This is a genomic window from Pseudomonas sp. GW821-FHT10B02, assembly GCF_059415665.1.
Map to the genome: position 1 here is coordinate 392,821 of NZ_JBWKNR010000003.1, position 24,370 is coordinate 417,190.

A 24,370-nucleotide genomic window follows, 5' to 3' on the forward strand; every position below is an offset into this window, starting at 1 on the left:
GCACATGACCACCAAGCACCGTATTGCCAAAGCCTTTGCCCTGATCGCTGGCATGAGCCTGCTTTCGCTGCAGGCCTGGGCCGGCGCCGATGCCGCCCTGTACGGCCCGAGTGCGCCGAAAGGCTCGACCTTCGTGCGCATCTACAACGCCGGCAACCAGGCGGTCAGCGCCAGTGTCGGCAACACCCAGATCAACGACGTGGCGGCCCAGGCCAGCAGCGATTTCAGCTTCATGCCGCAGGGCGACTACAGCGCCAAACTCGGCAGCCACAGCCTGCCGGTCAAGCTCGCCTCCGACCATTACTACACCCTGGTCAACAACGCCTCGGGCGCCCCGCAACTGGTTGAGGAACCGCCGTTCAAGAACAAGCAGAAATCCCTGGTACGAGTACAGAACCTCAGCGACCAGGCCCTGACCCTGAAAACCGCCGACGGCAAGACCGAAGTGGTCAAGCCGGTGGCCGCCAAGGCCCGCGGCGAGCGCGAGATCAACCCGGTCAAGGTCAGCCTGGCCCTGTATGAAGGCGACAAGAAAGTCAGCGATCTGAAGCCGGTGGCTCTGGAGCGCGGCGAAGCAGCGGTGCTCTACGTCACCGGATCCGGCAGCAACCTGTCGCCGGTCTGGGTCAAGCGCCCGGTATCGACCCGTTAATCAACTGCCCCTTTCAAATTTCGGAGAACACTCATGATTCCAGTCATCCTGTCCGGCGGTAGCGGTTCGCGTCTGTGGCCGCTGTCGCGCAAACAGTTCCCCAAGCAGTTCCTGGCCCTGACCGGTGAACACACCTTGTTCCAGCAAACCCTGTCGCGCCTGGTGTTCGAAGGCATGGACACGCCGATGGTGGTGTGCAACAAGGACCACAAGTTCATCGTCAACGAACAACTGAGCAGCCTGAAACTGCAAACCCAGGCGATCCTCCTCGAACCGTTCGGTCGCAACACCGCACCGGCGGTGGCGCTGGCGGCGATGAAGCTGGTCAATGAAGGCCGTGACGAGCTGATGCTGGTGCTGCCGGCCGATCACGTGATCGACGACCAGAAAGCCCTGCAACGCGCCCTGGCCCTGGCCACGGTGGCTGCCGAGCGTGGCGAGATGGTGTTGTTCGGTGTGCCGGCGACCAAGCCGGAAACCGGTTACGGCTACATCAGGTCGAGCCAGGACGCACTGCTGCCCGAAGGTATCAGCCGGGTCGCCCAGTTCGTCGAAAAGCCGGACGAGAAACGTGCCAACGAATTCGTCCAGGCGGGTGGTTACTTCTGGAACAGCGGCATGTTCCTGTTCCGTGCCAGCCGCTTCCTCGAAGAGCTGAAAAAGCATGACCCGGACATCTACGACACCTGCCTGCTGACCCTGGAGCGCAGCGAGGAAGATGGCGACGAGCTGAGCATCGATGACGCCACCTTTGCCTGCTGCCCGGACAACTCCATCGACTACGCGGTGATGGAAAAAACCCAGCGCGCCTGCGTGGTGCCGCTCAGTGCCGGCTGGAGCGATGTCGGCTGCTGGTCGTCGCTGTGGGACGTGCACGAGAAAGACAGCAACGGCAACGTCACCAAGGGCGACGTCGTCGTCCAGGACAGCCGCAACTGCATGATTCACGGCAACGGCAAGCTGGTGTCGGTGATTGGCCTTGAGAACATCGTCGTGGTCGAGACCAAGGACGCGATGATGATTGCCCACAAAGACAAGGTCCAGGGCGTCAAACAGCTGGTCAACACCCTCAACGAACAGGGCCGCAGCGAAACCCAGAACCACTGCGAAGTGTACCGGCCATGGGGTTCCTATGACTCGGTGGACATGGGCGGGCGTTTCCAGGTCAAGCACATCACCGTCAAGCCGGGCGCTTGCCTGTCGTTGCAGATGCACCACCACCGCGCCGAACACTGGATCGTGGTGTCGGGCACGGCCGAGGTGACCTGCGACGAAAACGTGTTCCTGCTCACCGAAAACCAGTCCACCTACATCCCGATCGCCTCGGTGCACCGCCTGCGCAACCCGGGCAAGATTCCGCTGGAGATCATCGAGGTGCAATCGGGCAGTTACCTGGGTGAAGACGATATCGAGCGTTTTGAAGATATCTATGGGCGCTCGACGCCGATCGAGCGCGGGATTTCGGTGAAGACCATCGCGCAGTAACACCGGGGCTGTTTTAAAGCCCATCGCCGGCAAGGCCGGCTCCCACAGGTTCTGAGTCCGGTTCAGCATTTGAGTCTGACTAAGATCACTGTGGGAGCCGGCCTTGCCGGCGATGCTTTTTGAGGGTGGGCATTTTTGCGGTTAGGATGAAAGCACACCCGCACACAAGGTTTGCTCCATGATCATCGGCGCCCTGCTCGTCCTCACCTGGCTGGTCCTGCTGCTGCGCTACCCGGCCAAGGCCCTGCCGATTTCCCTGTCGGCGCTGTTCGGCCTGGGGCTGGTGGCGCTGTGGGTGGTCTGGCAGGACAACCGTGAAACCCGGCAACTGGCCCGCCTGGACCTGCGTCTGACCTACGCCCCCGAAAGCTGCCCGGCCGACCGCCCCCTGCGCGTGCAGATGAAAAACAGCAACGACGTGCCCCTGCTGACATTGCGCTGGCGAGTAGCGGCTTACGCGCCAGGCGACAGCGTCAACCTCAGCGAAAACACTTACAGCGCTCCACGTTACCGTGGCCCAGGCGAACTGCAGCCGGGAGCGCAATGGAGTGACTGCCTGCCCTTGCCACCCTTGCGCCCGGGTTATCGCCCGCAGTCTGTGGAGTTCAGGGCCGAACAGCTGCGCGGCAGCTTTTCCAACTAACGTTTCGGTGTGCTGGCGAGCTGGGTATGATCGGCCTTCCTTACCCTGTGTCGCGAAGGATCGTCCATGCCCATCGTTCTCATCACCGGTTGTTCCAGCGGCATCGGCCGCGCCCTGGCAGACAGCTTCAAAAAGGCTGGTTATGAGGTCTGGGCCACAGCACGCAAGGCCGAAGATGTAACCCGCCTCGACGCGGCTGGCTTCAAAGGGCGACAGCTTGACGTCAACGACGCGCAAGCCTTGCAACGCTTGAGCGCGGAAATCGAGTCAGCCCATGGCGGTCTCGACATTCTCGTCAACAATGCCGGCTACGGCGCCATGGGCCCGCTGCTCGATGGCGGCGTCGAGGCCATGCAGCGCCAGTTTGAAACCAATGTGTTTGCGCTGGTCGGTGTCACCCGCGCGCTGTTTCCGGCGTTGCGGCGCAGCAAGGGGCTGGTGGTCAACATCGGCAGCGTCTCCGGTGTGCTGGTCACGCCCTTTGCCGGTGCCTACTGCGCCTCCAAAGCCGCCGTGCATGCCCTCAGCGATGCCCTGCGCCTGGAACTGGCGCCGATGGGCATCCGGGTCATGGAGGTCCAGCCGGGGGCGATTGCCACGCAGTTTGCCGACAACGCCCAGACCCAGGCCGAACAGGTGCTGGCTGCCGATTCGCCGTGGTGGCCGTTGCGCGAACAGATACACGCCCGCGCCCGCGCTTCCCAGGACCACCCGACTTCCGCCAGCGACTTCGCCCAAGGCCTGTTGGCTGCTGTGCAAAAGCAGCCTGTGCCGTCCTTGGTGCGCCTGGGCAACGGCAGCCGCGCGCTGCCGCTGCTGGCGCGCTGGTTGCCTCGTGCACTGCTGGATACGGTCCTGAAGAAGCGCTTCGGCCTTAGCCGCCCGCTGTAACCGCAACACTCATGGCCGGGTCGAAAGCCTGCCAGCCTCCCCCCAGCGCCTTGTACAAACCAACCAGGGCTTGAGACACCGCCGCCGAGCTTTCGACCCACTGCTCCTGGCTGGCCAGCAAGGCGCCCTGCACGCTGAGCACATTGAGGAAGTCCACCGCGCCTTCCTCGTATTGTTGCTGCGCAGTCTGCAAGGCAATGCGGTTCTGGCGCACCGCTTCGGCCAGCAGGTCGCGACGCAATTGACTGGCGTTGTACAGGAGCAGCACATCATCGATTTCATGCCAGGCGCGCAGCACTACCTGCTGATAGTGCAAGGCAGCTTCCTGCTGCTGGGCCTCACGCAGTTCGAGCACGCCACGCAAGCGTCCACCTTCAAAGATCGGCAGGCTCAATTGCGGACCGATGCCAAAGCGCCGCGAATCCCAAGCGCCGAAATCAGACAACTGCATCGATTGAAAACCGACATTGCCCGACAAGCGAATGCTCGGGTAGAAATCGGCTTTGGCTACACCAATGCTGGCCGTGGCGGCATGCAGTTGGGCCGAGGCCTGAAGGATGTCCGGGCGACGCTCAGCCAACTCCGAAGGTACGCCAATGGCAAAGCGCTGCTGCGGCGTCGGCATCGCGGCGGGCGCCAGCAGTTCGGCCTGCAGGCTGCGCGGTGGTTCGGCCAGTAACAGGCTCAGGGCGTTGATCAGTTGCGCCTGGCGCTCCTCCAGGGTCGGCAGGCGCGCCTCGATCGAGGCGACCTGAGCACTGGCCTGGGCCACGTCCAGGGCAGTGGCGACACCATCGCGCAAACGCATTTGCGACAGGCGCAGGCTATGCCGCGAGACCTCAAGGTTTTCCCGGGTCACGGCCAGGGTGCTCTGCACCGACCGCAGCTGGATGTAATTGCCGGCCGTCTCGGCCAGCAACGACAACAGCACGCCACGGCGGTCGTTCTCGGCAACTTCAACCACGGCATCGGCGGCTTCGACCTGACGCCGTACCCGGCCCCACAAGTCCAGCTCCCAACTGGCGGTCAGATCGCCCTGCCAGAGATTGAAGGCCGACTTGCCGCCCTTGCCGGATGGGTCACTGAGACCTTCAGCGCTGTTGCGCGCGCGGCTGTAGCCGGCGTCGAGATCGACCGCCGGGGTTTGTTCGGAAGCGATGCTGGTACGCAACGCGCGGCTTTGCAGCAGCCGCGCACTGGCGATCTGCAAGTCGAGGTTACGCTGACTGGCGCGCTCGATCAGGGCACTGAGCCTGGCGTCATCAAAGCTCTGCCACCAGCGTTGCTCGATCGGTTCGGCCAGGGCCTGGCTCGGCGCTGGCGCTTCCTGCAACGGCGCCCAGCTTGCCGGTGCCTGGCTGGAAGGCTGGTGAAAGTCCGGGCCCAGGGTGCAGCCGGCCAGCAGGCCGAGCAACAAAGGGCATAAGGCGAGTGCAGATTTCATCGGGCGCTGACCTCTTTGCCGGAGGTGAGCCTGGCCTCGGTATCGATCTTCGCTACCACCGACATGCCTACCCGCAGACGCTGCAGCAAGGGCTGGTCGGCATCGAAGACAATCTTCACCGGAATGCGCTGTACCACCTTGGTGAAGTTGCCGGTGGCATTGTCCGGCTTGACCGCCGCGAAGGTGACCCCGGTAGCCGGCGCAATACTTTCGACCCGGCCATGCAGGTACTCATCGGCGAAGGTATCGACGCGGATCTGCACCGGTTGCCCGGGCTGCACATGGGTCAGCTGGGTTTCCTGAAAGTTGCCGATCACATAGGCGTGCTCCAGCGGCACCACCGACAGCAGCCGGGCGCCCGGATTGACGTAAGCACCAATACGCACCGCGCGCTCGCCAACCATACCGTCGATGGGCGCAACGATACGGGTATAGGACAGATCCAGCTGAGCCCGCTCAAGGCTCGCCTGGGCATGTTTGAGCCCCCCTTCGGCGCTGTCGACTTGCGCGCTGAGGATATCCACCTGCTTGCGCGCTGCGGCCAGCGCCGCCTGTGAGTTGGCCAGGCGGGCACTGGCCTGATCGACCCGGCTGCGCGCCTGCTGGGCATTTTGCACGGTACCGGCGCCCTGCTCGGCCAGACGGCTGTGGCGGGTCAGCTCATGGTTGGCGAACGCCAGCTCGGCCTGGTCGGCATTCACCGCAGCCTGGGCCTGGGCGATCAGCGATGCCTGGCGCTCGAGCGTTGCCCGCGCATTGTGCTGCTGCGCGGTCGACACCAGCAGTTGCGCCTGCGCCGCCGCCAGGGCCGCCTGATAGTCACGGTCGTCGATCAACGCCAGCACCTGGCCAGCCTTGACCTGCTGGTTGTCTTCGACCAGCACTTGTTTGATAAAGCCCGCCACCTTGGGCGCAATCACCGTGTAATCCGCTGACACATAGGCATCGTTGGTGCTCTGTTCGCCGTTGCTGCCCAGCAGCATCGGGCCAAAGACTCCGGCCAGGCCCGCCAGCACCAAGGCGGCAACGATCAAGGCGGTTTTTCGGTGGGTCGTTATTGTCGTCATGTCGTTCTCTCAGAACCGCAACCTAAGCCACCGCGCGCGGTGGATAGATCCGTGTAGGTACAAAAGGAATCAGCAGGATCAGCGCCGCAGCCAGCACCGCCATGCACAGGTAGAGGTCAGCCGAGGCCAGCACCAGCGCCTGCTCGTGAATACGCTTGGCCAGGCCCGGCACCTGGCCGTCGGCCAGCGGCGAGTTGCCCAGGTTGTCGACCAGGGTGTTGGAATGAAAATGCCGGCGCAGGGTGGTCAGCGCCTCCAGCACCCCGGTGGCGACCACCGAGGCCAGGCCCTTGACGGTGTTGAACCAGGCCGAGGCGAACGGGCCGTCCTGCGGGGTCATGCCGCCGGTGGCGAGCATCAGCAACGGCAACACGGCCATCGGTTGACCGAAGATATGCAGCATCTGCAGCAGGTAGAAGTTGTCGCGAATCCACACGCTGGTGAGCTGGCTACCGAGCACGCAGGACAACGCCAGCATGCCCAGGCCCATGGCCAGAACCCAGCGGCAGTCCACTGCGCGGATATTGCACAGCGCTGCGGTCAACGGCAGCGCGAGTAGCTGCGGCAAGGCCACCAGCAGCAACAATGGCGCGGTCTGCGCGGGGCGGTAACCCTGGATCTGGGCGAGGTAACTGGAGGGGATGAGGATCGCCGCGGTCAGTACGATCAGCACACCAAACAAGGTGACCAGCGCGTGCGTCAGGTTGCGGGTCTTGAGCATCTGCAGCTTGAAGAACGGCAACGGCTCGGACCACTCGTTAAGCAGGAACAACACCAGCAACACCAGGCCACCCCCCAGCAGCCAGCAGATCAATGGCGAGCTGAACCAGCCCATGCGATCGCCCAGGGTCAGGCCGATCACCAGCGCACAGATCGCCGGTAAACCCAGCAGCAGGCCACGCCAGTCGAACTGTTTGAATCGTTCCAGGCGCAGCGGATCCTGAGGCAGGCCCCAGGCCACGCAGGCCATGGCCAGCAATGAAGGCAGGATGATCTGCCAGAACGCCCACTGCCATCCGACATACTCGGTCCACAGGCCTGCCAGCGGTGTGCCCATGTTCGGCCCGAAGGTCGCGGTCAGGGCATAACCGGCAAGGCCATAGACCTTGATCCCCGGTGGCAGAAAGCGCAATGCGACACTCATCAGCATCGGCGGCAAGGCGCCCGAGGCCAACCCTTGCAGGGTACGCAGCACCATCAGGCTGGCGAGGTTCGGGGCATAGGGTTGCAACAGCCCGAGCACGGCGAAGACGCTGATGGCGCAGAGGGTAAAGCGACGCAGGGAAAAGGTCGCGGCCAGCCACGGTGAAAAGGCCATGGCTGAAACCGACGCTGCCGCATACACGGCAATCAGCCAGGCACCTTCATCGGCACCGATAAACATGCCGCCACGGATGTCGGCCAGCGAGGCCTTGGTGACCATCTCGTTGAGGCCGGCACAGAGTACCGCCAGTAACACGCCGAGCAGCCCGACAACGATGCGCGGGGCAAGCCCGCTCCCACCGGGGCTGGCCACAGGCTTGGGCGCGACAGCTGTGGGCAGCGCAGTCAACGAACTCATTAAAAGACATCTCCGGGGGTGAACAACTACCGGCAGAAGTCTATGAAGCGGCAATGATGACGAAAACTGACATATTGGCAGTTTACTAGTGCAGCAAACGCATTCCGCTAATCAAGCGCTCTCGCTGCAACACGCCTTGAGGGTCTGGCGTAGCCAGCGGTGGGCCGGATCGTTGTCGAAACGCGGGTGCCAGGCTTGCATCACCGTCACCCGCTCCATCGGCAGCGGAATGCGGAACGAACGTAACGGCAGCCCCAGCTTGGTCACGCTGGAGAGGATATTGGCCGGCATCGGCAGCAGCAGGTCGGAGTCCGGCAGGGAGAACATCGCCGAGTGAAAACTCGGGGTGATCAGGGCGACACGGCGCTGCACCTTGTAGTTGGCCAGCTCGATATCAATCGGCCCATTGGCGCGGCCACGACGCGACACGCTGATCTGCGGGTAAGCGGCAAAGCGCTCGGGGGTGATCGGCGCATCGAAGATCGGGTGATCCTGGCGGGCCAGGCCGACATAGATAGTGTTGAACAGGCTCTGCACCTTGATCTCGGGGCCCAGGTCAATGGTCGAGCTGACGAGCAAGTCGGTGCGCCCGTCGCGCAGCACCGCATCGTCATCGCCACCGCTTTCCGGGACAAAGCGCAACACGGTACGCGGCGCCTGTTCGTGCATCATGCGCAGCAACTGCGCGCCATACAGGGCGATGAACAGGTCATTAGTGCGAATGTTGAACGCCCGGTCGAGCGTGGCCAGGTCGACCTCCTCACGGCTGCGGAACACCAGCCCGGCCTGCTCGACCAGCGCCCGCACCTGGTCATGCAAGGCCAGCGCCCGGGGTGTCGGCACCAGGCCGCGACCGGCGCGGACCAGAATCGGATCGCCAATCGCCTCGCGGATCCGCCCCAGGGTCCGGCTCATGGCCGCAGGGCTCAGGTTCATGCGCCGTGCAGCGCCGACCACACTGCCCTCATCGAGCAACGCATCGAGGGCGACCAACAGGTTCATATCCGGAATCTGCATTGCCAGGTTTCCATGGGGTAAAAGACATTGATGTTAACAGCTCGGCAGCGAGCACCGGGTTGCGTTGCACACAACTACACAGTGCACGCCGGGCCATGTATCTGCGCCTGGCCTTGGCCAACAATAGTCGGCTCGAAACTGGCCCAGTGGAGCCGTGCATGCTCAGTCCCGTCTTGATCGCCATCGATGGCTCCAGTGCCTCTCACGGTTTGCTGGAGCTTGCGCAACAATACTGTCAGCCCGGCCGCCAGCGCCTGCATGTACTGCTGGCCATCGACAGTGCGTTTTCCTTGAGCGATGGCCCCGGGGCGATCAGCCTGTACGAGCAACAGGAGTATCCGGCTGCCACTGACGAGCAGCGCCATGCCGTTGCTGCCGTGCAACAGGCGCTGCGACGGTTGCGGGAGTTGGGCTTCGAGAGCGAAGGCAAGCTGGCTCAGGATGATCCGGTGACGGCGATTGTCAGCGAAGCCCAGCGGCTCGATTGCGCGTTGATCATCATCGGGCACCGGCACCTGAATCGCTTGGGGCGCTTGCTGGATCCGTCGATCAGCAACAAGGTCATCGATCAGGTGAAATGCCCTGTGCTGGTGGATTCGCGGCAAGCCTGAAGAGCATCGCCGGCAAGGCCGGCTCCCACAGAGTAACGTGCAGCACCAACTTTTGTGGGAGCCGGCCTTGCCGGCGATGGGGTCAACGCTAGCCTTGGTCTTTCGCCGGCTTGACCACCACCGTACAGGTCGTCCCCGCCGCCAGCAAAAAGCCCTCCGGCACTTCATCGATATGAATCCGCACCGGCACCCGCTGGGCCAGGCGCACCCAGTTGAAGGTCGGGTTGACGTCGGCGATCAGCTCACGGCTTTCCGGGTTGTCGCGGTCGTAGATGCCGCGGGAAATACTCTCCACATGGCCCTTGAGCACTTCACCGCTCATCATCTGCAGGTCAGCCTGGTCCCCGACTTTCACATGCGGCAGCTTGGTCTCTTCAAAGAAGCCGTAAACCCAGAACGAATCCTTGTCGACCACTGCCATCTTCGGCTCACCGGTGCGCGCATAGTCGCCGCGGTGCACGTTGAGGTTGGTCACGTAGCCATCGACGGTGGCGAGGATCCTGGTCCGTTTGAGGTCCAGCTCAGCCGCTGCCAGTTGTGCCTGCGCATGCTGATAGTCGGCCAGTGCCGAGTTGGCGATGTTGCTGGCGTCGTCGCGGTTCTCACGGGAGATCACCAGGTTGTCCATGTCCGCACGCCGGTGGGCGTTGACCTTGCGCATTTCCCAGGTGGCCTTGCGTGAGGCGACCAGGGCCTGGGCCTGTTTGACTGCGACTTCATAGTGCTCAGGGTCAATCTGCAGCAACAGGTCGCCCTTTTTCACCAACTGGTTGTCGCGCACCGGTACATCGACCACGTAACCCGGAACATCGGCGGCAACGTTGATGATATCGGCACGCACCCGCCCGTCCCGGGTCCAGGGCGTGTTCATGTAATGCACCCAGAGCTGGCGGCCGATCACCACGGCAGCAGCCAGCACGAGCAAGGTGGCGATCAGGCTGAAAAACTTTTTCATCAACAGGGGTCTCAACGGTAGAGAGTCAGGGCCATGGAACCGAACAAACAGATAAACAGGCACAGGCGCAGCAGCGCCGGGTGCCAGAAAAACCGGTAGCCGTCATAACTTGCGATAAAGCGATCCAGGCCCCAGGCGAGCCCGGCGGCGAACAGGAACATCAGGGTCATGGTCGGCATGTAGACGCCATGGAAGGCGATTTCACGAGGCATGGGGCAGTCCTTGGGCCGGGGCCAGTGCGGCCAGCGGCGACTGGGGGTCGAGCAGCGAAGTACGGATGAAATGCAGGTAGCTCTGCACCCGGCGCAGGGCCGAGGTATCAAAGTGCCGGGCAAAGGGTTCGTCGGTGGCCTGCACGCGGCTGATGGCGTGGTCCACAGCGACCAGGGCGCGCTCGTGGTTGCTCGCGCTCGGCTGCAGGAACAAGCGCGCCAGGGCCCGGCCCATGACCCGGATCGCCTGGCGCCAGGGTTGCGATTCGGCATAACACGGGTGCACCGGCAGGATCGCCTGCTCTTTGCGCAGCTCGATGATCGCGTGCCCGACCTCCAGCACCAGGAACATCCAGCGCAGCAGGTTGCTCTGTACCTGCGGTTTACCGGCGGCCAGACCATAAGCCTGGTGCAGCAGATCGCGGGTGCGGCTTTCAAAGCCCGATCCCAGGCCACGCAAGCGGCCGCTGATGGCGAACAGCACCTGGCTGCGCAAGTCCTGCTCCAGGCGGCTCCACAACCAGCGGCTGTTCGGCGGCAGGATGATCGCCCCGGCCGCGGCACACACCAGCATGCCGATGACCATGGCGATGTAGTCGTTGATGAAGTTGTAAGGGTTGTAGACCGTCAGGTTATCCGGCACGGAACCGGTGGCAAAGAAGATCAGCAGGCCCAGACCGACACCGGCATACGCTGGCCGCGACGCCAGGAATGCGCCCAGCACGAACACCGGCGCCAGCACCAGGCAGAGCAAAGGGAAGCCGTCGATCCAGGGGAACACGAAGAAGGTTTCAAAGAAGCCGATGAACGCCCCGATCAAGGTCCCGCAGGCCATCTGGAACGACATCCGCTTGGGGTTCGGCGAGGCCGCCGACAAGCCCACGGTGGCGGCGGCGATCAAGGTCATCATCGCCCCGCTCGGCCAGGCCGTGAGGATCCAGAAGCTGCCCAGCACCAGCAGGATGAACGAAGCACGCAGCCCTGCCGCCAGCGATACCATCCAGTTGGTCTGCGCCACATAGGGCTCGTCCCACTGCTCACGGGCATGGTTGTGCTCGGCCAGCGAGGCGTGCGTCAGGGCGTAGTTGTGCAGGTCGTCGACAAAGCGGTACAGCAGTTCGTAGGCGGTATGGAAGTCGAGCAGATCGGCATCGCTCGGCCCGGTCTCGACATAGGCGGCGCGCAGGCTGCGCACCCGCTCCGGCAGGCCTTCCTTGTAGGCCGTCAGTTGCTCGGCCAGGCGCGCGGCATCGGCACTGGTCAGCGCCCGCCCGGCATAGGCATCGAGCAGCTCGGTCAAGGCCTTGAGGCCGGGTTCGATCGCCGTGACGATCTGCAACGGGCCGCGCAGGCGCAGGCGCTCAAGCAACTGGTGCAAGGCGTTGAAGCGCGTGGTGATGGCCATGAACTCGCTGTTCATGCGCCCCAGCCGGCCATTGCGTCGGCGCATGTGCGGGTCTTCGAAAGCAGTGACATTGCGCAGGCTTTCCAGGCCAACCGCTTCAGCGACAAAACGTACGTTGCTGCTTTCGAAGCGATCGCGCTGGCTGTCGCCACGCAGGCCTTCGACGACAAAACCGGCGAACACCCCGAAGCGCTGGTACAGGGCATTGCGCATCGCCGCACTGGCCGACTGCGGCAGGATCGCGGCGCTGACCAGGGTCGACACCAGAATCCCCAGGGAGATTTCCAGTACCCGCCAGACTGCCGCCATGAACGCGCCGTCCGGGTGTTCCAGAGCGGGTAACCCGACCATCGCCGCGGTGTAGCCGGCCAGCACGAAACCGTAGGCCTGAAAGGTCCGATAGCGCATGGCACCGGCCGAGCACAGGCCCACCCAGATCGCCAAGCTCGGCAGGAACAGTTCGGTGTTCTGCGGAAACAGGGCGATCAAGGTGACCATCATCGACGAGCCGGCCAAGGTCCCGAGCAAGCGCCAGAAGCTCTTGGCAAACACGTGCCCGCTCTGCGGCTGCATGACGATGAACACGGTGATCATCGCCGTGCGCGGCTGCGGCAACTCCAGGCGCATGGCCAGCCACAGGGTCAGGAACGCGGCGCTGAGGACCTTGATGATGTAGACCCAGGTCACCCCGTCGGTGCGTGCCCACTCAAAGAAACCACGACGCCATTCAAGACTTGCCAACCAGCGAAACGGCAGGGTCAGTGCGCTCATTCGGCACGGTCCGGCTTGTCGAAGATGGCCAGTGTCGCCGGGGTTTTCGGCGCCTGTTGTTTGTCTTCATCCGGTACATCGTTGCCAGCGCCGAGGCCGCCACCCAGGGCGGTGACCAGCTCGGCATGCGCGGTCAGGCGGGCGGCCTGGACCTGCTGCTGGATCTGCTGCTGGCGGAAGAGCAAGGTCTGGGCGTTGAGCACATTGAGGTAATCGGTCAGGCCACGCTGGAAGGCGATCATGGCAATGTCGTAGGTCTTCTGCGCCGACGCCACCGACTCTGCAGCAAAATGCTGCTGCTCGTTCATCGACTCGCGGCGAATCAGCTGATCGGAGATGCCCTTGAGGGCCTCGACCACGGTCTGGTTGTAGCGCGCCACGGCGATGTCATAACCGGCTGAGGCGACACCCAGTTGCGAGCGCAGGCGGCCGCCGTCGAACACCGGCAGGCTGATGGCGGGACCGACGTTGTAATTGAACTTGCGCCCGGTCAGGAACTCCAGCGGACCACCGCCGGTGGCCATGAAGCCGAGCCCGCCAACCAGGTCGACGTTAGGGAAAAAGCCGGCGTGGGCGACGTCGATACCACGCGCCTGGGCCGCGACCTGCCAGCGGCTGGCAACCACGTCCGGACGCTGGCCGACCAGCTCGGCAGGCAACGCCGACGGCAGTTTCAACGCAGCACCAAGGGCCAGTTGCGGACGCTGCAGCTGCGCGCCCTCGCCCGGGCCTTTACCGGCCAACGCCGCCAGCTGGTTACGCGCCAGGGCGATTTCTTCATTCAGCGCATCGAGCTGACGATGGGTTTCTGGCAGCGGCGTCTGCGCCTGGCTGACTTCGAAATGGGTGCCGATACCACCGGCCAGGCGCCGTTCGGCCAGGGCCAGGATCTGCTCCTGCTGTTCGAGTTCGGCCTTGACGATATCGCGCTGGGCGAAATGCAGGGATAGCTGGATGTACACCTTGACGATGTTGTTCTGCAGTTCCAGCTGCGCCTGGCGCAACTGCGCCGCGCTCATGTGGGCCATGTCCACGGCCTGCTCGCTGGCATTGCGCTCGCGACCCCAGAGGTCCAGCGCATAACTGAAGCCAAGGGCAGCGTTGTTGTCCCAGGTGTTGGCCCCGGACAAGGCCCCCGGGCCGTAAAACTGGTCTTCCGGCCAGTTATGGCGTTTGAGCGTCGACTCGCCGTTGACCTGCAGTTTTTCGGCAGACTCGACCACCCCGGCCATGGCTTTGGCCTCACGCACTCGCGCAGCGGCCATGGCCATGCTCGGGCTGTCGTTGACCGCCAGGGCGATCCAGCGGTCCAGTTGTGGGTCGCCATAGGCGCGCCACCACTGCTGGTCAGGCCAGTGGGCATCACGGGCGGCCTCGCGGATCGCCTCGTCGGTGGTCAGGGTATTGGCTTGCAGCGTCTTGCTTTGCGGGGCAATGCCCCAGGTTCCGATACAGCCGCTCAAGGTCAAGCTAAGGGCACAGACACTGAGCGCATTCAGCGCTCTGATGATGCGACGCGGCACAGCTGCGAATTCCCGACGTAGAAGGTGGATGACGCTTGGAGACGCAATTCTAGGGGGCCGCCGCACTGGCGATAAGCGTGTATTACTGCGAATCTTTGTTACGAAAACAGCGATAATCCGGCTTTAGTCTGAAGACCGCCTCGGTTACTTCATGTCACAATTTGTCGTCTACTTTGAGAGCGACCCATGGACACCCTGCAAAACATGCGTGCTTTTAGTTGCGTAGCCCAGGTCGGCAGCTTTACTGCCGCGGCTGTGCACCTGGATACGACCACCGCCAACGTCTCGCGGGCGGTCTCCAATCTTGAAGCCCATCTGCAAACCCGCCTGCTCAACCGCACCACCCGGCGCATTGCCCTGACCGAGGCCGGCAAGCGTTATTTGATGCGTTGCGAACAGATCCTCACCTACGTCGAGGAAGCCGAAGCCGAGGCCAGCGACGCGCATGCTCGTCCGGCCGGGCAGCTGAAGGTGCATTCGATGACCGGCGTCGGCCAGCATTTCGTCATCGATGCCATCGCCCGCTACCGCGAAACCCACCCGGACGTGACCTTCGACCTGACCATGGCCAACCGCGTGCCGGACCTGCTCGACGAGGGCTACGACGTGTCCATCGTGCTGGCCAGCGAGCTGCCGGATTCGGGCTTCGTGTCCCAGCGCCTGGGCATCACCTACAGCATCGTCTGCGCCTCGCCCGACTACGTGAAACGCCACGGCATCGCACACAAGCCCAGCGATCTGCTCAACCATGCCTGCCTGCGCATGGTCAGCCCGGTGATCCCGCTGGAAAAATGGCTGTTCGACGGCCCGGAAGGCCAGGAAGTGGTGAACATCACCCAGGCGCCGTTCCAGGTGAACTCGGCGGATGCGATGAAAACTGCGATCCGCAGTGGCATGGGCGTCGGTGTCTTGCCGATCTACTCGGCCATCGACGGGCTGCGTGACGGCTCGCTGGTACGGGTGATGCCCGATTACCGTTTGCAGGAGCTGAACCTGTACGCGATCTATCCGTCCCGCCAATATCTGGATGCCAAGATCAAGACCTGGGTCGAATACCTGCGCAACTCGTTGCCGGAAATCCTCGCCGCCCATGAGGCGGACCTCAAGACCCACGAGCTGCTGATCGCCAACTGAAATCTTGCTGCACACAGGCGGTGGAGAATGATAGCGTGCTACCCATTCTCCACCGCCCGCAGAGATTTCGCCGATGAAAAAGACCGTCCTTGCCTTCAGCCGCATCACGCCGGCGATGGTCGAACGCCTGCAGCAAGACTTCAACGTGATCGTGCCGAACCCCAAGCTCGGCGATATCAGTGCCCAGTTCAACCAAGCCCTGCCCGAGGCCCACGGCCTGATCGGTGTGGGTCGCAAGCTTGGTGAGGCGCAGCTGGCCAACGCCGGTAAACTGGAAGTGGTGTCGAGTGTGTCGGTGGGCTACGACAACTACGATCTGAACTACTTCAATGCGCGTGGCATTGCCCTGACCAACACCCCTGACGTACTGACCGAAAGCACTGCCGACCTGGGCTTCGCCCTGCTCATGGGCAGCGCCCGCCGCGTCGCCGAGCTCGATGCCTGGACCAAGGCCGGGCAATGGCAGGCCACCGTCGGCCCGGCACAGTTCGGTAGCGATGTGCACGGCAAAACCCTGGGGATCGTTGGCCTGGGCAACATCGGCGCGGCCATTGCCCGTCGTGGGCGCTTCGGCTTCAACATGTCGGTCATCTATAGCGGCAACTCGCGCAAGACTGCGCTGGAGCAGGAGCTCGGCGCCCAGTTCCGCAGCCTGGATGAATTGCTGGCTGAAGCCGATTTCGTCTGCCTGGTGGTGCCGCTTGGCGCCCAGACCAAACATTTGATCAGCAGCCGTGAACTGCAGCTGATGAAACCCAGCGCCTTCCTGATCAACGTATCGCGTGGGCCGGTGGTGGATGAGGCGGCGCTGGTGGAGGCCCTGCGCAATGGCACCATTCGTGGCGCCGGGCTGGACGTGTATGAGAAGGAACCGCTGACTGAATCCCCCCTCTTCCAGCTGCCCAACGCCCTGACCCTGCCGCATGTCGGTTCGGCCACCGCCGAAACCCGCGACGCCATGGCCAACCGGGCCATCGATAACCTGCGCAGTGCCCTGCTCGGTGAGCGACCGAAGGACCTGGTGAATCCGCAGGTGTGGAAGTAATCCTGCTGTTACTACCGGCCTCATCGCCGGCAAGGCCGGCTCCCACAGAGCCAGTGCAAACCCTGTGGGAGCCGGCCTTGCCGGCGATGAGGCCATAACAAACAACCGCTACCTCAAGACTACAGCCGGTGTAGCCACCTTGGCCTTGGGCTTCCTGAACACCAGCACATTCCCCAGCATCACCAGCACCAGTCCAGACAGCGCAGGCGCCGTCCACTGATAGCCCTCGTAGAACGCCGACACATTCAACGCCACCAGCGGGAACAACACCGTGCAATACGCCGCACGCTCCGGTCCCATGCGCCCGACCAGGGTCAGGTAGGCGGTAAAGCCGATCACCGAGCCCGGAACCACCAGATACAGTAGCGAGCCGATGTAGCGCGCATTCCATTCCATATCGAAAGGAATGCCGCTGAACAGGCAGTACGCCGCAAGCATCCCGGCACCATAAAGCATGCCCCAGGCATTGGTGGTCATAGGCCGCAGACCGGCCTTTTGCTGCAAGCTGGAGAGCATATTGCCCGCCGAAAAACACAAGGTGCCCAGCAGCGCCAACGCCAGGCCAATCAGGGTTTCACGGCTCGCCGCATGGCCCGACAGTTCCGGCCAGAACAGCAGGCCCAGCCCGCACAAGCCCAGCGCACCGCCACCAAGGACATTGGCGGCGATCCTCTGGCCGAAGAACACCCGGGCATTCAGCGCGTTCCACAAGGTTGCAGTGGAGAACACCACGGCGATAAGACCGCTGGGGATCCATTGGCTGGCTGTGAGGAAACACATGAAGTTGACGCAGAACAGACAAAAGCCCTGGGCCAGGCAGATGCCATGACCGCGCCGGTTCATCGGTTGCAGGCGACGGCTGAGCAGCAGAATGGCGAACAGGATCAGCCCGGCCAACGCAAAGCGATAGACAATCGACACCGGAATGGCGACCACGCCCAGTTGCAGTTTCAGGGCGATCCAGGTGGTGCCCCAGATCAATACGGTCAGCAGGTACAACGACAGGTTCATGGCAGCGCTCCTCGCATCCAGGCCGCCAGTCTCCGGGCGAACGGGCCGAGCGCGCTTGCAGATTCTTGCGCTTTTGCTGCGCCTGCTGCTGTCAGCCGTTGTGCAGCGGAGTAGGATGACGGCCAGAGGTAGCGCACATGAACGCGTTGGACCAGCTGCAAGTTTTCAAAGCCATGCACGACTCACCCCATGCCCGTCTGGAGCACAGCGCGCACCTGGGTGACGGCCTGGCAGCAGCCTTGTGGAACAACCGTCACGACGCCCGCGACTACGAAGCACCGACCCACCACACCCTGTCCTGCTACATCGCCGACGGCACCGGCACCTTCCGCCGTGACCAGCCCAGCCACAAAGGCGCGCCCGACAAACTGTGCATCATGCCTGCAGGGTCGGCGTCGCATTGGGTGGTCAATGGCTCGATCCGTTTGGCGCACCTGTATATCAGCCAGGAGCAGTTCGCCCTCGGTTGCATCAGCCTGCTCGACCGCGAACCGCGTGAACTGCAATTGCAGGAAGCAACGTTCCTCGACGACCCCGAGCAAGCGCGCCGCTTTCGCCAATTGATCGCAATGGACTGGGACGAGCCGGGGGAACGTTTGCTGACCAGCACGCTGGCGCATGAAATTCTCGACCACGCCGTCCTCAGCCAGGTCGGCCTGCGTCAGGGCTTGCGCCTCAAAGGTGGCCTGGCTGCGCATCAGCGCCGACAGTTGAGCGACTACATCGAAGGGCATCTGGATCAGGCCATAAGCCTGGGTGAACTGGCTGCTCTGTGCAATTTGTCCGAGTACCACTTCGCGCGGATGTTCCGCGAAAGCTTCGGCTTGCCACCGCACCAATACCTGCTGGCCCGGCGCCTGGCCACGGCACGTAAACTACTGCGCTTTGGCGAACTGCCTTTGGGCGAAGTCGCCTTGCAGTGCGGTTTTGCCAGCGCCAGCCACTTCAGCAACCGCTTTCGCCAGGCATTGGGGGCGACGCCCGGTGCCTACCGGGCGGCCTTCAGGTGCTAAATCAGCCTAGCCGGGCAACATCAACAACACTGGCCCCAGTACCAGGCTAAGCCCAAGCAGCCCAAGCAACAGCCGTGGTTGATAAGGCAGCAGGAACACCCAAAGGGTAACGCCCGCCATCAGCACCGCAATCAGCTCGACCAGGCCCATGGCCCAGCCACTGTTATGCACGGCCAGGGACAGCGCCAGCAACTGCAACAACCAGCCAGCGATTCGCAGGATGCGCAAACGCGCCGCGCTGGGCGCGCTGCCGAGCAGGTCCTTGTAGTGTTTCTCCATGGCCAGGCACAGGCAGGCGAAGCCGGCAAAACCAAACAGGGTAACGGCCAGCATCAGCTCACCTCACTTTCGATCAGGTTGGCGCTGGCTGCTTTCGCCGCCTTCGGCGCACGCTTGGCGACCACCACCGGCGGGCGCCACATCTTGCGCGCGCCCCAGGCGAAGAACAGGCCGCAGCCCAGCGCCGTCAGGTCGAATCCGGCCATGGCCCAGTCACCGGCCGTAATCGAATGAATCAACCCCTGCCCTGTGGTCAATTGATTGAGCAGCGGCAAGCCGGCCCACAACAGTGCAGCCAGTCCCAGTTGCTCGGCCCAGGCGCGACGCCCCGGCCGCAGCATGGCGTGCATCAGCGACAGCGCCCAGAGCAGGAAGAAACTGTTCACTTCCCACCCGGCGCGGCCTTCCAGACCCACCGGCAGCAAGCGGTTGGCCCAGAAGAAGGCCGCCACACCCAGCAACAAACCGCTCATGCTGGCGATGTTCAACACCTCCACCAGACGAAGCTCGAAGGGCTGTGTGCCGCTCTTGGCGTGTTTGAGCTGACGCTTGCCCAGCCACAGCACCAGACCGGTACCGATCACCGCCGTGCCGGCGACGCCGAAGAAGAAGTACAGCCAGCGCAGCCAGGGGCCGGCGAACATGCCCATGTGCAGGCCGTACATACCGCCGGCAATCACCACCGGGACAGCTTCGGTTTTGCTGTCGTTTTGCAGCGTGCCATTGACGCCATCGAACACCCAGCCACCACCACGCTGATAGGCAATGCCATCACCGCCATGCCGGGAGAAACGCACGCGGGCATTCTGATCACCCGGGTTTTGCACTTCGATCCAGCCGTGGCGGCTGCCCGGCGCCTGTTCCTGGAACGCCTGGTAAAGCGCCGGCAGCGGCAGCAACGGCGCGGCAACACCGGCCACCTTGACCTCTTCGGACGCACCGAACAGATCATTGAAGTAAGCCCGGGTGTTATCGCCATAGCTGGCAATGATGCTGGCCGGCATCACCAGCGACATGAAGATCACCAGGCTGCTGTAGCTGATCATCAAGTGAAACGGCAACACCAGCACACCGATGGCATTGTGGCCATCCAGCCAGGAGCGCTGGCCTTTGCCTGGGCGGAAAGTGAAGAACTCCTTGAAGATCTTCTTGTGGGTAATGATGCCGGTCACCAGCCCCAGGAGCATGATGAACGCGGCGAAAGTCGACAGCCAGCGGCCCCAGGGATGAGGCATCTCCAGCTGAAAGTGGAAGCGGTAGAAGAAATCGCCGCCGCGAGTCTCGCGGGCCTGGACCTCTGCGCCAGTGGCAGGGTCGAGGTTTTTTTCAATGAAGCCTCGGCGCCCGGCGCCCTCTGCCCGCCAGCCGACACTCAGGCCCGGCTCGCGTGCTTCCGGCAGGCGAATGAACCAGCTGCCGGCATTGGGTGCGTGCTCCTGCAGGTAGTTCTGCGCCAGCGTCAGGCTGGCCAGCGGATCATGCGCTCGAACCGGTACCTCGGGCTGGGCCCAGTGATTGATCTCCTCCTTGAAGTAGGACATGGTCCCGGTGAGGAAAATCGCAAACAACAGCCAGCCGAAGATCAGCCCGGTCCAGGTGTGCAGCCAGGCCATGGCCTGGCGAAAGCCCTCTTTCATCAGTTTTTCATCCAGTAGGCCAGTCCATTGATCACGCCCAGCACCAGGCTCGGCAGCAACACACCCAGCCAGGCCTGCCAGGCGCTACGACTGGCAAAGCACCAGAGAAAGGCCACCAGGTAGAACAGAAACGACAGCATCATGCCGCTGACCACCGCTTCAGCCTTGGGCATCGGCGCCAGCAGGGTGATACAAACGCTGGCCATCGCCGCCAGCAGATAGCCACCGAATACGGCGGCCAGGCAACGTGAGGTCACGGCCAGGCGATAACTGAGGGGCAGCCCGGCGGCTTTGCTTTTCATGGCATCCATTCCTGGTGAAGAGCCACCAATAGTAATGATTTATATTCTCATAGGCAAAGCCGCTGGCCTCATCCTCAGAACGACAGGTCGACGCCCACGGTGTAGCGGCGGCCATCCAGCACGGTCTGGTAGTTCTCGTAGTCGACTTCCTTGTTGAACACGTTGTAGACACCGGCCAGTAGTTTCACGTTCTTGGTCACCCGGTAGGTGCCGCCGAGGTCGACGAAGGTGTAGGACGGCGTGCCATCGGACATGGTGGTGCGACCCAGGTAGTCAGAGGTCTTGCCGCGGTAGTTCAGGCGCGCCCAGGTACCCAGTTGGTCGGTGGTCTGCCAGTCCAGGGTGGCGTTGACCATGTGCCGTGGCATCTGGTTCAGGGCCTTGCCCTTTTGCGGGCCGCTCTTCTGTTCGGAGTCGGTGAAGGTGTAGTTGGTGGCAAGCTTCAGGGCCTGGGTAATTTCCCAGTCCAGGGTCGCTTCAATACCACGCATCTGCGCTTCATCAACGTTCACCCGGTCACTGATGAACTTGTACGAGGTGCCGCCGATCTGGCACTGACCCGAGGCTCCGCCAGTGCTGTCGGTGCAGCGACGGGTTTCGGTGATCTTGTCTTTGAAGTCGGTGTTGAACACAGTCAGACCGGTGGAGACCCCTTCCAGGCTGTCCCAGATCACGCCGATCTCCTGACTGACGCTCTTCTCCGGCTTGAGATTGGAGTTACCGACGATGATCGCCGGGTCACCACCGCCACCGGTGATCTGGCCCCAGTCATTCACTGCGGCACGGATGTCCGGCGAACGGTAGCCAGTGGAGACACCACCTTTGACGGTCCAGTGCTCGGTCGGGTGGTACACGCCGTACAAGCGTGGCGACCAATGCGTACCGTAGTTTTCGTCTTCGTCCATGCGAATACCGCCGGTCAAAGCGAAGGACTCGGTCAGGCGCCATTCATCTTCGGCAAACAGTGCCCACGACCAGCGCGTCAGCTGGTTAACGTCGGACGCCGCAGCCAACTGGTTACCTTCATCGCTCAGGTCTTCGTATTTATACGAGCCGCCAATGGTGGTGATGTGCGAATCGCTGAAGAACGACACCTGCGAGTTGAGCACGGTGTTTTCCAGCTCCATACGTCGGCCCGGGTTTTCGATTTTCTCGCGCTGGATGTAGGTGTCAGTGGTGATGGTTTCCCAACGCCCGGAGTGGCTGATCGCGAAGTTGGTGCGCTCATAGTCACTGAAGCTGTCGGAAGATCGCGCCGACTTGCCTTTGTGGGCGTAACGGTCCTGCTCGGACTTGCCTGCCTCGAAGGTGATGTCGTTGTGCTCATCAGGCGTAAACGACAGCTTGGCCGTACCACTGTCGGTGTGTTGTTCGTTGAAGCCGTTGGTAAAGTCGTCTTCGTCACGATTCGACGTTTGCCCATAGAGCTGCAAGCCGACCAGGTTCTCGATCAGCGGCCCGGAGACGAAGGCGCTGGTACTGTTGTAGTCGCCCGAATCGGAGCGGTCCTGGAAGGTCGCTTCGCTGCGCACGCCGCCATACCAGTTGGGGGTCACTTTGCGGGTGATGATGTTGATCACCCCGCCCATGGCGTCGGAGCCGTACAGCGACGACATTGGCCCACGGACCACCTCAATGCGTTCGATCGCCTCAAGCGGCGGCATCCAGCCTTGCTCGATCCCGGCACCGTCACTGTTCGGACGGGTCGCCCGCGAGTCCTGGCGCTTGCCGTCGACCAGCATCAGCGTGTACTTGGAGGCCATGCCGCGGATGCTGATGTCGCTGGAACTGGCGCCACCGGTCACCACTACACCCGGCACATCCTTCAGGGCATCGGTCACATCACGGTAGGACTTGTTCTCGATCTGCTCGCGGGTAATCACCGAAATCGACGCCGGGGCATCCTTGATCTGCTGGGAGAAACCCGAGGCGGTAACCACCACGTTGTCCAGCTCCATGGGCTTCTGGCCTTCGGCACTGGCCTGGGCGGAGTACAACGAGCAGAGGGTAATGGCGAGGCAGGATCGAGTAAAAAGCGGGGACACGTAGAGCTCTCCCTGAGAAATGTAAAGGTTTGGTAAACCACTTAGGGAGCGAATGCTATTTATTCTCAAATGAGAGTACAGTTTATTTACGTTATTTACATTTTCCGTCCTGCGCTTTTGCCGTCAGTCAGCGCCTGATTGCCGAACAGCCCGCGAAAACACTACAATGAGAACAATTCTTATTCTGTTGCGCATTCTGGCGCCGGAGTGTTCACGGTGCCCAGTGCCTCTTCTTCCTCGCTCGAAGGCCTCTACCACGCCCATCACAACTGGTTGACCGGTTGGCTGCGGCGGCGCCTGGGCTGCCCGGACAACGCCGCCGACCTGGCCCAGGACACCTTCATGCGCTTGCTGCAGGCCCGCGAAACACCGGTGCTCAACGAGCCGCGGGCGTTCCTCACCACCGTGGCCAAGCGGGTGCTGTGCAACCACTACCGGCGTCAGGACCTGGAGCGCGCCTACTACCAGGCGCTGGCGCAATTGCCGGAAGAACTGGCGCCTTCGGAAGAACACCGAGCAATCATCTTCGAGACCCTGCTGGAGCTTGACCGCCTGCTCGATGGCCTGGCACCGTTGGTCAAGCGCGCGTTCCTGCTGGCTCAGGTCGACGGACTGAGCTACGGCGAAATCGCCGCGCAGCTGAACATCTCCCTGGCCACGGTCAAGCGCTACCTGAACAAGGCGGCCATGCGCTGTTACTTCGCCCTGTGAACAGCGCCCATCAGGAATTCTCGCCGCAGGTGGCCGAACAGGCCGTGCACTGGCTGATCGAACTGCAAGGCGGCGCACTCGATCCGCGCCAGCAGCAGGCCATGCAGCAATGGCTGCAAGCCCATGAAGAACATCGCCGGGCCTGGGAGCATATCCAGCGGGTCAACCAGCGTTTGCGCGGGTTGTCTTCGCCACTGGCCCATGCGGCGTTGCAGGCACCGCGTTCGGCCAGCCGCCGGCGGGCACTGAAGACCTTGCTGATTCTCGGTGTCGGCGGCGCTGCCGGCCTGACCCTGCAACCGCACAATCCGCTGCCCAGCCTGCTTGCCGACTACCGCAGCCGGGTGGGCGAACGGCGGCGTCAGCAACTGGACGATGGCAGCCAGCTGCACCTGAACACCCGCAGCGCCGCCGATGTGCGCTTCGATGCCGAGCAACGTCTGGTGCGCCTGCTCGAAGGGGAAATCCAGCTCACCGTCGCCGAGGATGCCCGACCTCTGCGTTTGCTCAGCGATTTCGGCCTGCTGCAACTGAGCGGTGGTCGTTACAACCTGCGTCAGTTCGAGCACTACAGCCTGCTCAGCGTCCATCAAGGCAGCGCCAGCCTGGCCGGCAACAGCCTGGCCGCTGGCCTGCAAGCACGCTTCAATGGCCCGCAGTGGCAGGCCAGCCAACTGCTCGACAGCAATGCCGGGGCCTGGGTCGATGGCATGCTGGTGGCTGCGCACATGCGCCTTGGTGACTTTCTCGATGAGCTGGGCCGCTATCGCCGAGGTCAGCTCAATTGCGCCCCCGAAGTCGCCGAGCTGCTGATTTCCGGCAGTTATCCACTGGCCGACAGCGAACGCATCCTCGACCTGCTCGAGATTGCCTTGCCGGTACGGGTTCGGCGCTTTACCCGCTACTGGGTCAGTGTCGAAGCACGGGCCTGAAAAATTTTCAAAATACCTGAGCCG

At 62.9% G+C, this 24,370-nt stretch carries 23 protein-coding genes; 10 read left to right on the forward strand and 13 right to left on the reverse strand.

Features of this window, described 5'->3' with window-relative positions:
* Positions 1-4: 4 nt before the first annotated feature.
* The 4 genes from AC07OF_RS07460 to AC07OF_RS07475 all read left to right on the forward strand — a co-directional run bounded on the left by AC07OF_RS07460 (position 5) and on the right by AC07OF_RS07475 (position 3,671).
* Entirely contained in the window at positions 5-652 is a 648-nt protein-coding gene (locus tag AC07OF_RS07460) for an alginate O-acetyltransferase AlgF (protein WP_495072709.1), read from the forward strand.
* 33 nt (positions 653-685) lie between these two features.
* The gene (locus AC07OF_RS07465; RefSeq protein WP_157191198.1) at positions 686-2,137 is read left to right on the forward strand and encodes a mannose-1-phosphate guanylyltransferase/mannose-6-phosphate isomerase; all 1,452 of its coding nucleotides are present in this window, start codon (positions 686-688) and stop codon (positions 2,135-2,137) included.
* 178 nt (positions 2,138-2,315) lie between these two features.
* Complete coding sequence (locus tag AC07OF_RS07470; protein WP_157191197.1) at positions 2,316-2,780, forward strand: multidrug transporter; 465 nt, start codon at positions 2,316-2,318, stop codon at positions 2,778-2,780.
* 66 nt (positions 2,781-2,846) lie between these two features.
* The gene (locus AC07OF_RS07475) at positions 2,847-3,671 is read left to right on the forward strand and encodes an SDR family oxidoreductase (RefSeq protein WP_495072710.1); all 825 of its coding nucleotides are present in this window, start codon (positions 2,847-2,849) and stop codon (positions 3,669-3,671) included.
* Here AC07OF_RS07475 and AC07OF_RS07480 read toward each other — a convergent pair.
* The 4 genes from AC07OF_RS07480 to AC07OF_RS07495 all read right to left on the reverse strand — a co-directional run bounded on the left by AC07OF_RS07480 (position 3,655) and on the right by AC07OF_RS07495 (position 8,760).
* The gene (locus AC07OF_RS07480) at positions 3,655-5,115 is read right to left on the reverse strand and encodes an efflux transporter outer membrane subunit (RefSeq protein WP_495072711.1); all 1,461 of its coding nucleotides are present in this window, start codon (positions 5,113-5,115) and stop codon (positions 3,655-3,657) included. The genes AC07OF_RS07475 and AC07OF_RS07480 overlap by 17 nt on opposite strands.
* The gene (locus tag AC07OF_RS07485; protein WP_157194689.1) at positions 5,112-6,173 is read right to left on the reverse strand and encodes an HlyD family secretion protein; all 1,062 of its coding nucleotides are present in this window, start codon (positions 6,171-6,173) and stop codon (positions 5,112-5,114) included. The genes AC07OF_RS07480 and AC07OF_RS07485 overlap by 4 nt, the downstream gene beginning before the upstream one ends.
* Positions 6,174-6,204: 31 nt before the next feature.
* A complete protein-coding gene (locus AC07OF_RS07490; protein WP_495072712.1) occupies positions 6,205-7,743 on the reverse strand; it encodes an MFS transporter in 1,539 nt (512 codons plus the stop codon).
* Positions 7,744-7,854: 111 nt separating this feature from the next.
* Positions 7,855-8,760, reverse strand: coding sequence for a LysR family transcriptional regulator (locus AC07OF_RS07495; protein ID WP_461530560.1), 906 nt, complete (start codon positions 8,758-8,760; stop codon positions 7,855-7,857).
* 158 nt (positions 8,761-8,918) lie between these two features.
* Between AC07OF_RS07495 and AC07OF_RS07500 the strand changes: the two genes are divergently transcribed.
* A complete protein-coding gene (locus tag AC07OF_RS07500; RefSeq protein ID WP_495072713.1) occupies positions 8,919-9,371 on the forward strand; it encodes a universal stress protein in 453 nt (150 codons plus the stop codon).
* Positions 9,372-9,459: 88 nt separating this feature from the next.
* On the opposite strand, the gene AC07OF_RS07505 is transcribed toward AC07OF_RS07500, so the two are convergent.
* From AC07OF_RS07505 to AC07OF_RS07520, 4 genes are read right to left on the reverse strand one after another with little or no spacing between them, the layout of a single operon-like run.
* Positions 9,460-10,326 carry an efflux RND transporter periplasmic adaptor subunit gene (locus AC07OF_RS07505; protein WP_495072714.1) on the reverse strand — a complete coding sequence of 289 codons (867 nt, stop codon included), beginning with the start codon at positions 10,324-10,326 and terminating at the stop codon, positions 9,460-9,462.
* A gap of 11 nt (positions 10,327-10,337) precedes the next feature.
* Entirely contained in the window at positions 10,338-10,538 is a 201-nt protein-coding gene (locus AC07OF_RS07510; protein ID WP_038607063.1) for a DUF1656 domain-containing protein, read from the reverse strand.
* Positions 10,528-12,714, reverse strand: coding sequence for an FUSC family protein (locus AC07OF_RS07515; protein WP_157191191.1), 2,187 nt, complete (start codon positions 12,712-12,714; stop codon positions 10,528-10,530). The genes AC07OF_RS07510 and AC07OF_RS07515 overlap by 11 nt, the downstream gene beginning before the upstream one ends.
* Complete coding sequence (locus tag AC07OF_RS07520) at positions 12,711-14,237, reverse strand: efflux transporter outer membrane subunit (RefSeq protein WP_038607058.1); 1,527 nt, start codon at positions 14,235-14,237, stop codon at positions 12,711-12,713. The genes AC07OF_RS07515 and AC07OF_RS07520 overlap by 4 nt, the downstream gene beginning before the upstream one ends.
* 186 nt (positions 14,238-14,423) lie before the next feature.
* On the opposite strand from AC07OF_RS07520, the gene AC07OF_RS07525 reads away from it, so the two are divergent.
* Entirely contained in the window at positions 14,424-15,371 is a 948-nt protein-coding gene (locus tag AC07OF_RS07525; protein ID WP_157191190.1) for a LysR family transcriptional regulator, read from the forward strand.
* Positions 15,372-15,444: 73 nt separating this feature from the next.
* Entirely contained in the window at positions 15,445-16,416 is a 972-nt protein-coding gene (locus AC07OF_RS07530) for a 2-hydroxyacid dehydrogenase (protein ID WP_157191189.1), read from the forward strand.
* Positions 16,417-16,524: 108 nt separating this feature from the next.
* Here the strand turns inward: AC07OF_RS07530 and AC07OF_RS07535 are convergent, their stop codons facing one another.
* Positions 16,525-17,427 (reverse strand): DMT family transporter, encoded by a 903-nt coding sequence (locus AC07OF_RS07535; RefSeq protein ID WP_476446537.1) that lies wholly within the window; start codon positions 17,425-17,427, stop codon positions 16,525-16,527.
* A 137-nt stretch (positions 17,428-17,564) separates the two neighbouring features.
* Between AC07OF_RS07535 and AC07OF_RS07540 the strand changes: the two genes are divergently transcribed.
* A complete protein-coding gene (locus AC07OF_RS07540; RefSeq protein WP_157191187.1) occupies positions 17,565-18,440 on the forward strand; it encodes a helix-turn-helix domain-containing protein in 876 nt (291 codons plus the stop codon).
* A 6-nt stretch (positions 18,441-18,446) separates the two neighbouring features.
* Here AC07OF_RS07540 and AC07OF_RS07545 read toward each other — a convergent pair whose 3' ends face one another.
* From AC07OF_RS07545 to AC07OF_RS07560, 4 genes are all read right to left on the reverse strand, one after another.
* On the reverse strand, positions 18,447-18,773 hold the full coding sequence (locus AC07OF_RS07545) for a DUF3325 domain-containing protein (RefSeq protein WP_495072715.1): 327 nt from the start codon (positions 18,771-18,773) through the stop codon (positions 18,447-18,449).
* Positions 18,773-20,356 (reverse strand): PepSY-associated TM helix domain-containing protein, encoded by a 1,584-nt coding sequence (locus AC07OF_RS07550; RefSeq protein WP_157191185.1) that lies wholly within the window; start codon positions 20,354-20,356, stop codon positions 18,773-18,775. The genes AC07OF_RS07545 and AC07OF_RS07550 overlap by 1 nt, the downstream gene beginning before the upstream one ends.
* Positions 20,356-20,658, reverse strand: a complete 303-nt coding sequence (locus AC07OF_RS07555) for a DUF3649 domain-containing protein (RefSeq protein WP_191831083.1) — start codon at positions 20,656-20,658, stop codon at positions 20,356-20,358. The genes AC07OF_RS07550 and AC07OF_RS07555 overlap by 1 nt, the downstream gene beginning before the upstream one ends.
* A 74-nt stretch (positions 20,659-20,732) precedes the next feature.
* Complete coding sequence (locus tag AC07OF_RS07560; RefSeq protein ID WP_461530553.1) at positions 20,733-22,703, reverse strand: ligand-gated channel protein; 1,971 nt, start codon at positions 22,701-22,703, stop codon at positions 20,733-20,735.
* Positions 22,704-22,919: 216 nt separating this feature from the next.
* Here AC07OF_RS07560 and AC07OF_RS07565 point away from each other — a divergent pair, with 216 nt between their 5' ends.
* Together AC07OF_RS07565 and AC07OF_RS07570 are read left to right on the forward strand one after the other, a co-directional pair.
* A complete protein-coding gene (locus tag AC07OF_RS07565; RefSeq protein WP_038607031.1) occupies positions 22,920-23,414 on the forward strand; it encodes a sigma-70 family RNA polymerase sigma factor in 495 nt (164 codons plus the stop codon).
* Positions 23,411-24,346 carry a DUF4880 domain-containing protein gene (locus tag AC07OF_RS07570; protein ID WP_495072716.1) on the forward strand — a complete coding sequence of 312 codons (936 nt, stop codon included), beginning with the start codon at positions 23,411-23,413 and terminating at the stop codon, positions 24,344-24,346. Before AC07OF_RS07565 ends, AC07OF_RS07570 begins: the two co-directional genes overlap by 4 nt.
* Positions 24,347-24,370 lie beyond the last annotated feature (24 nt).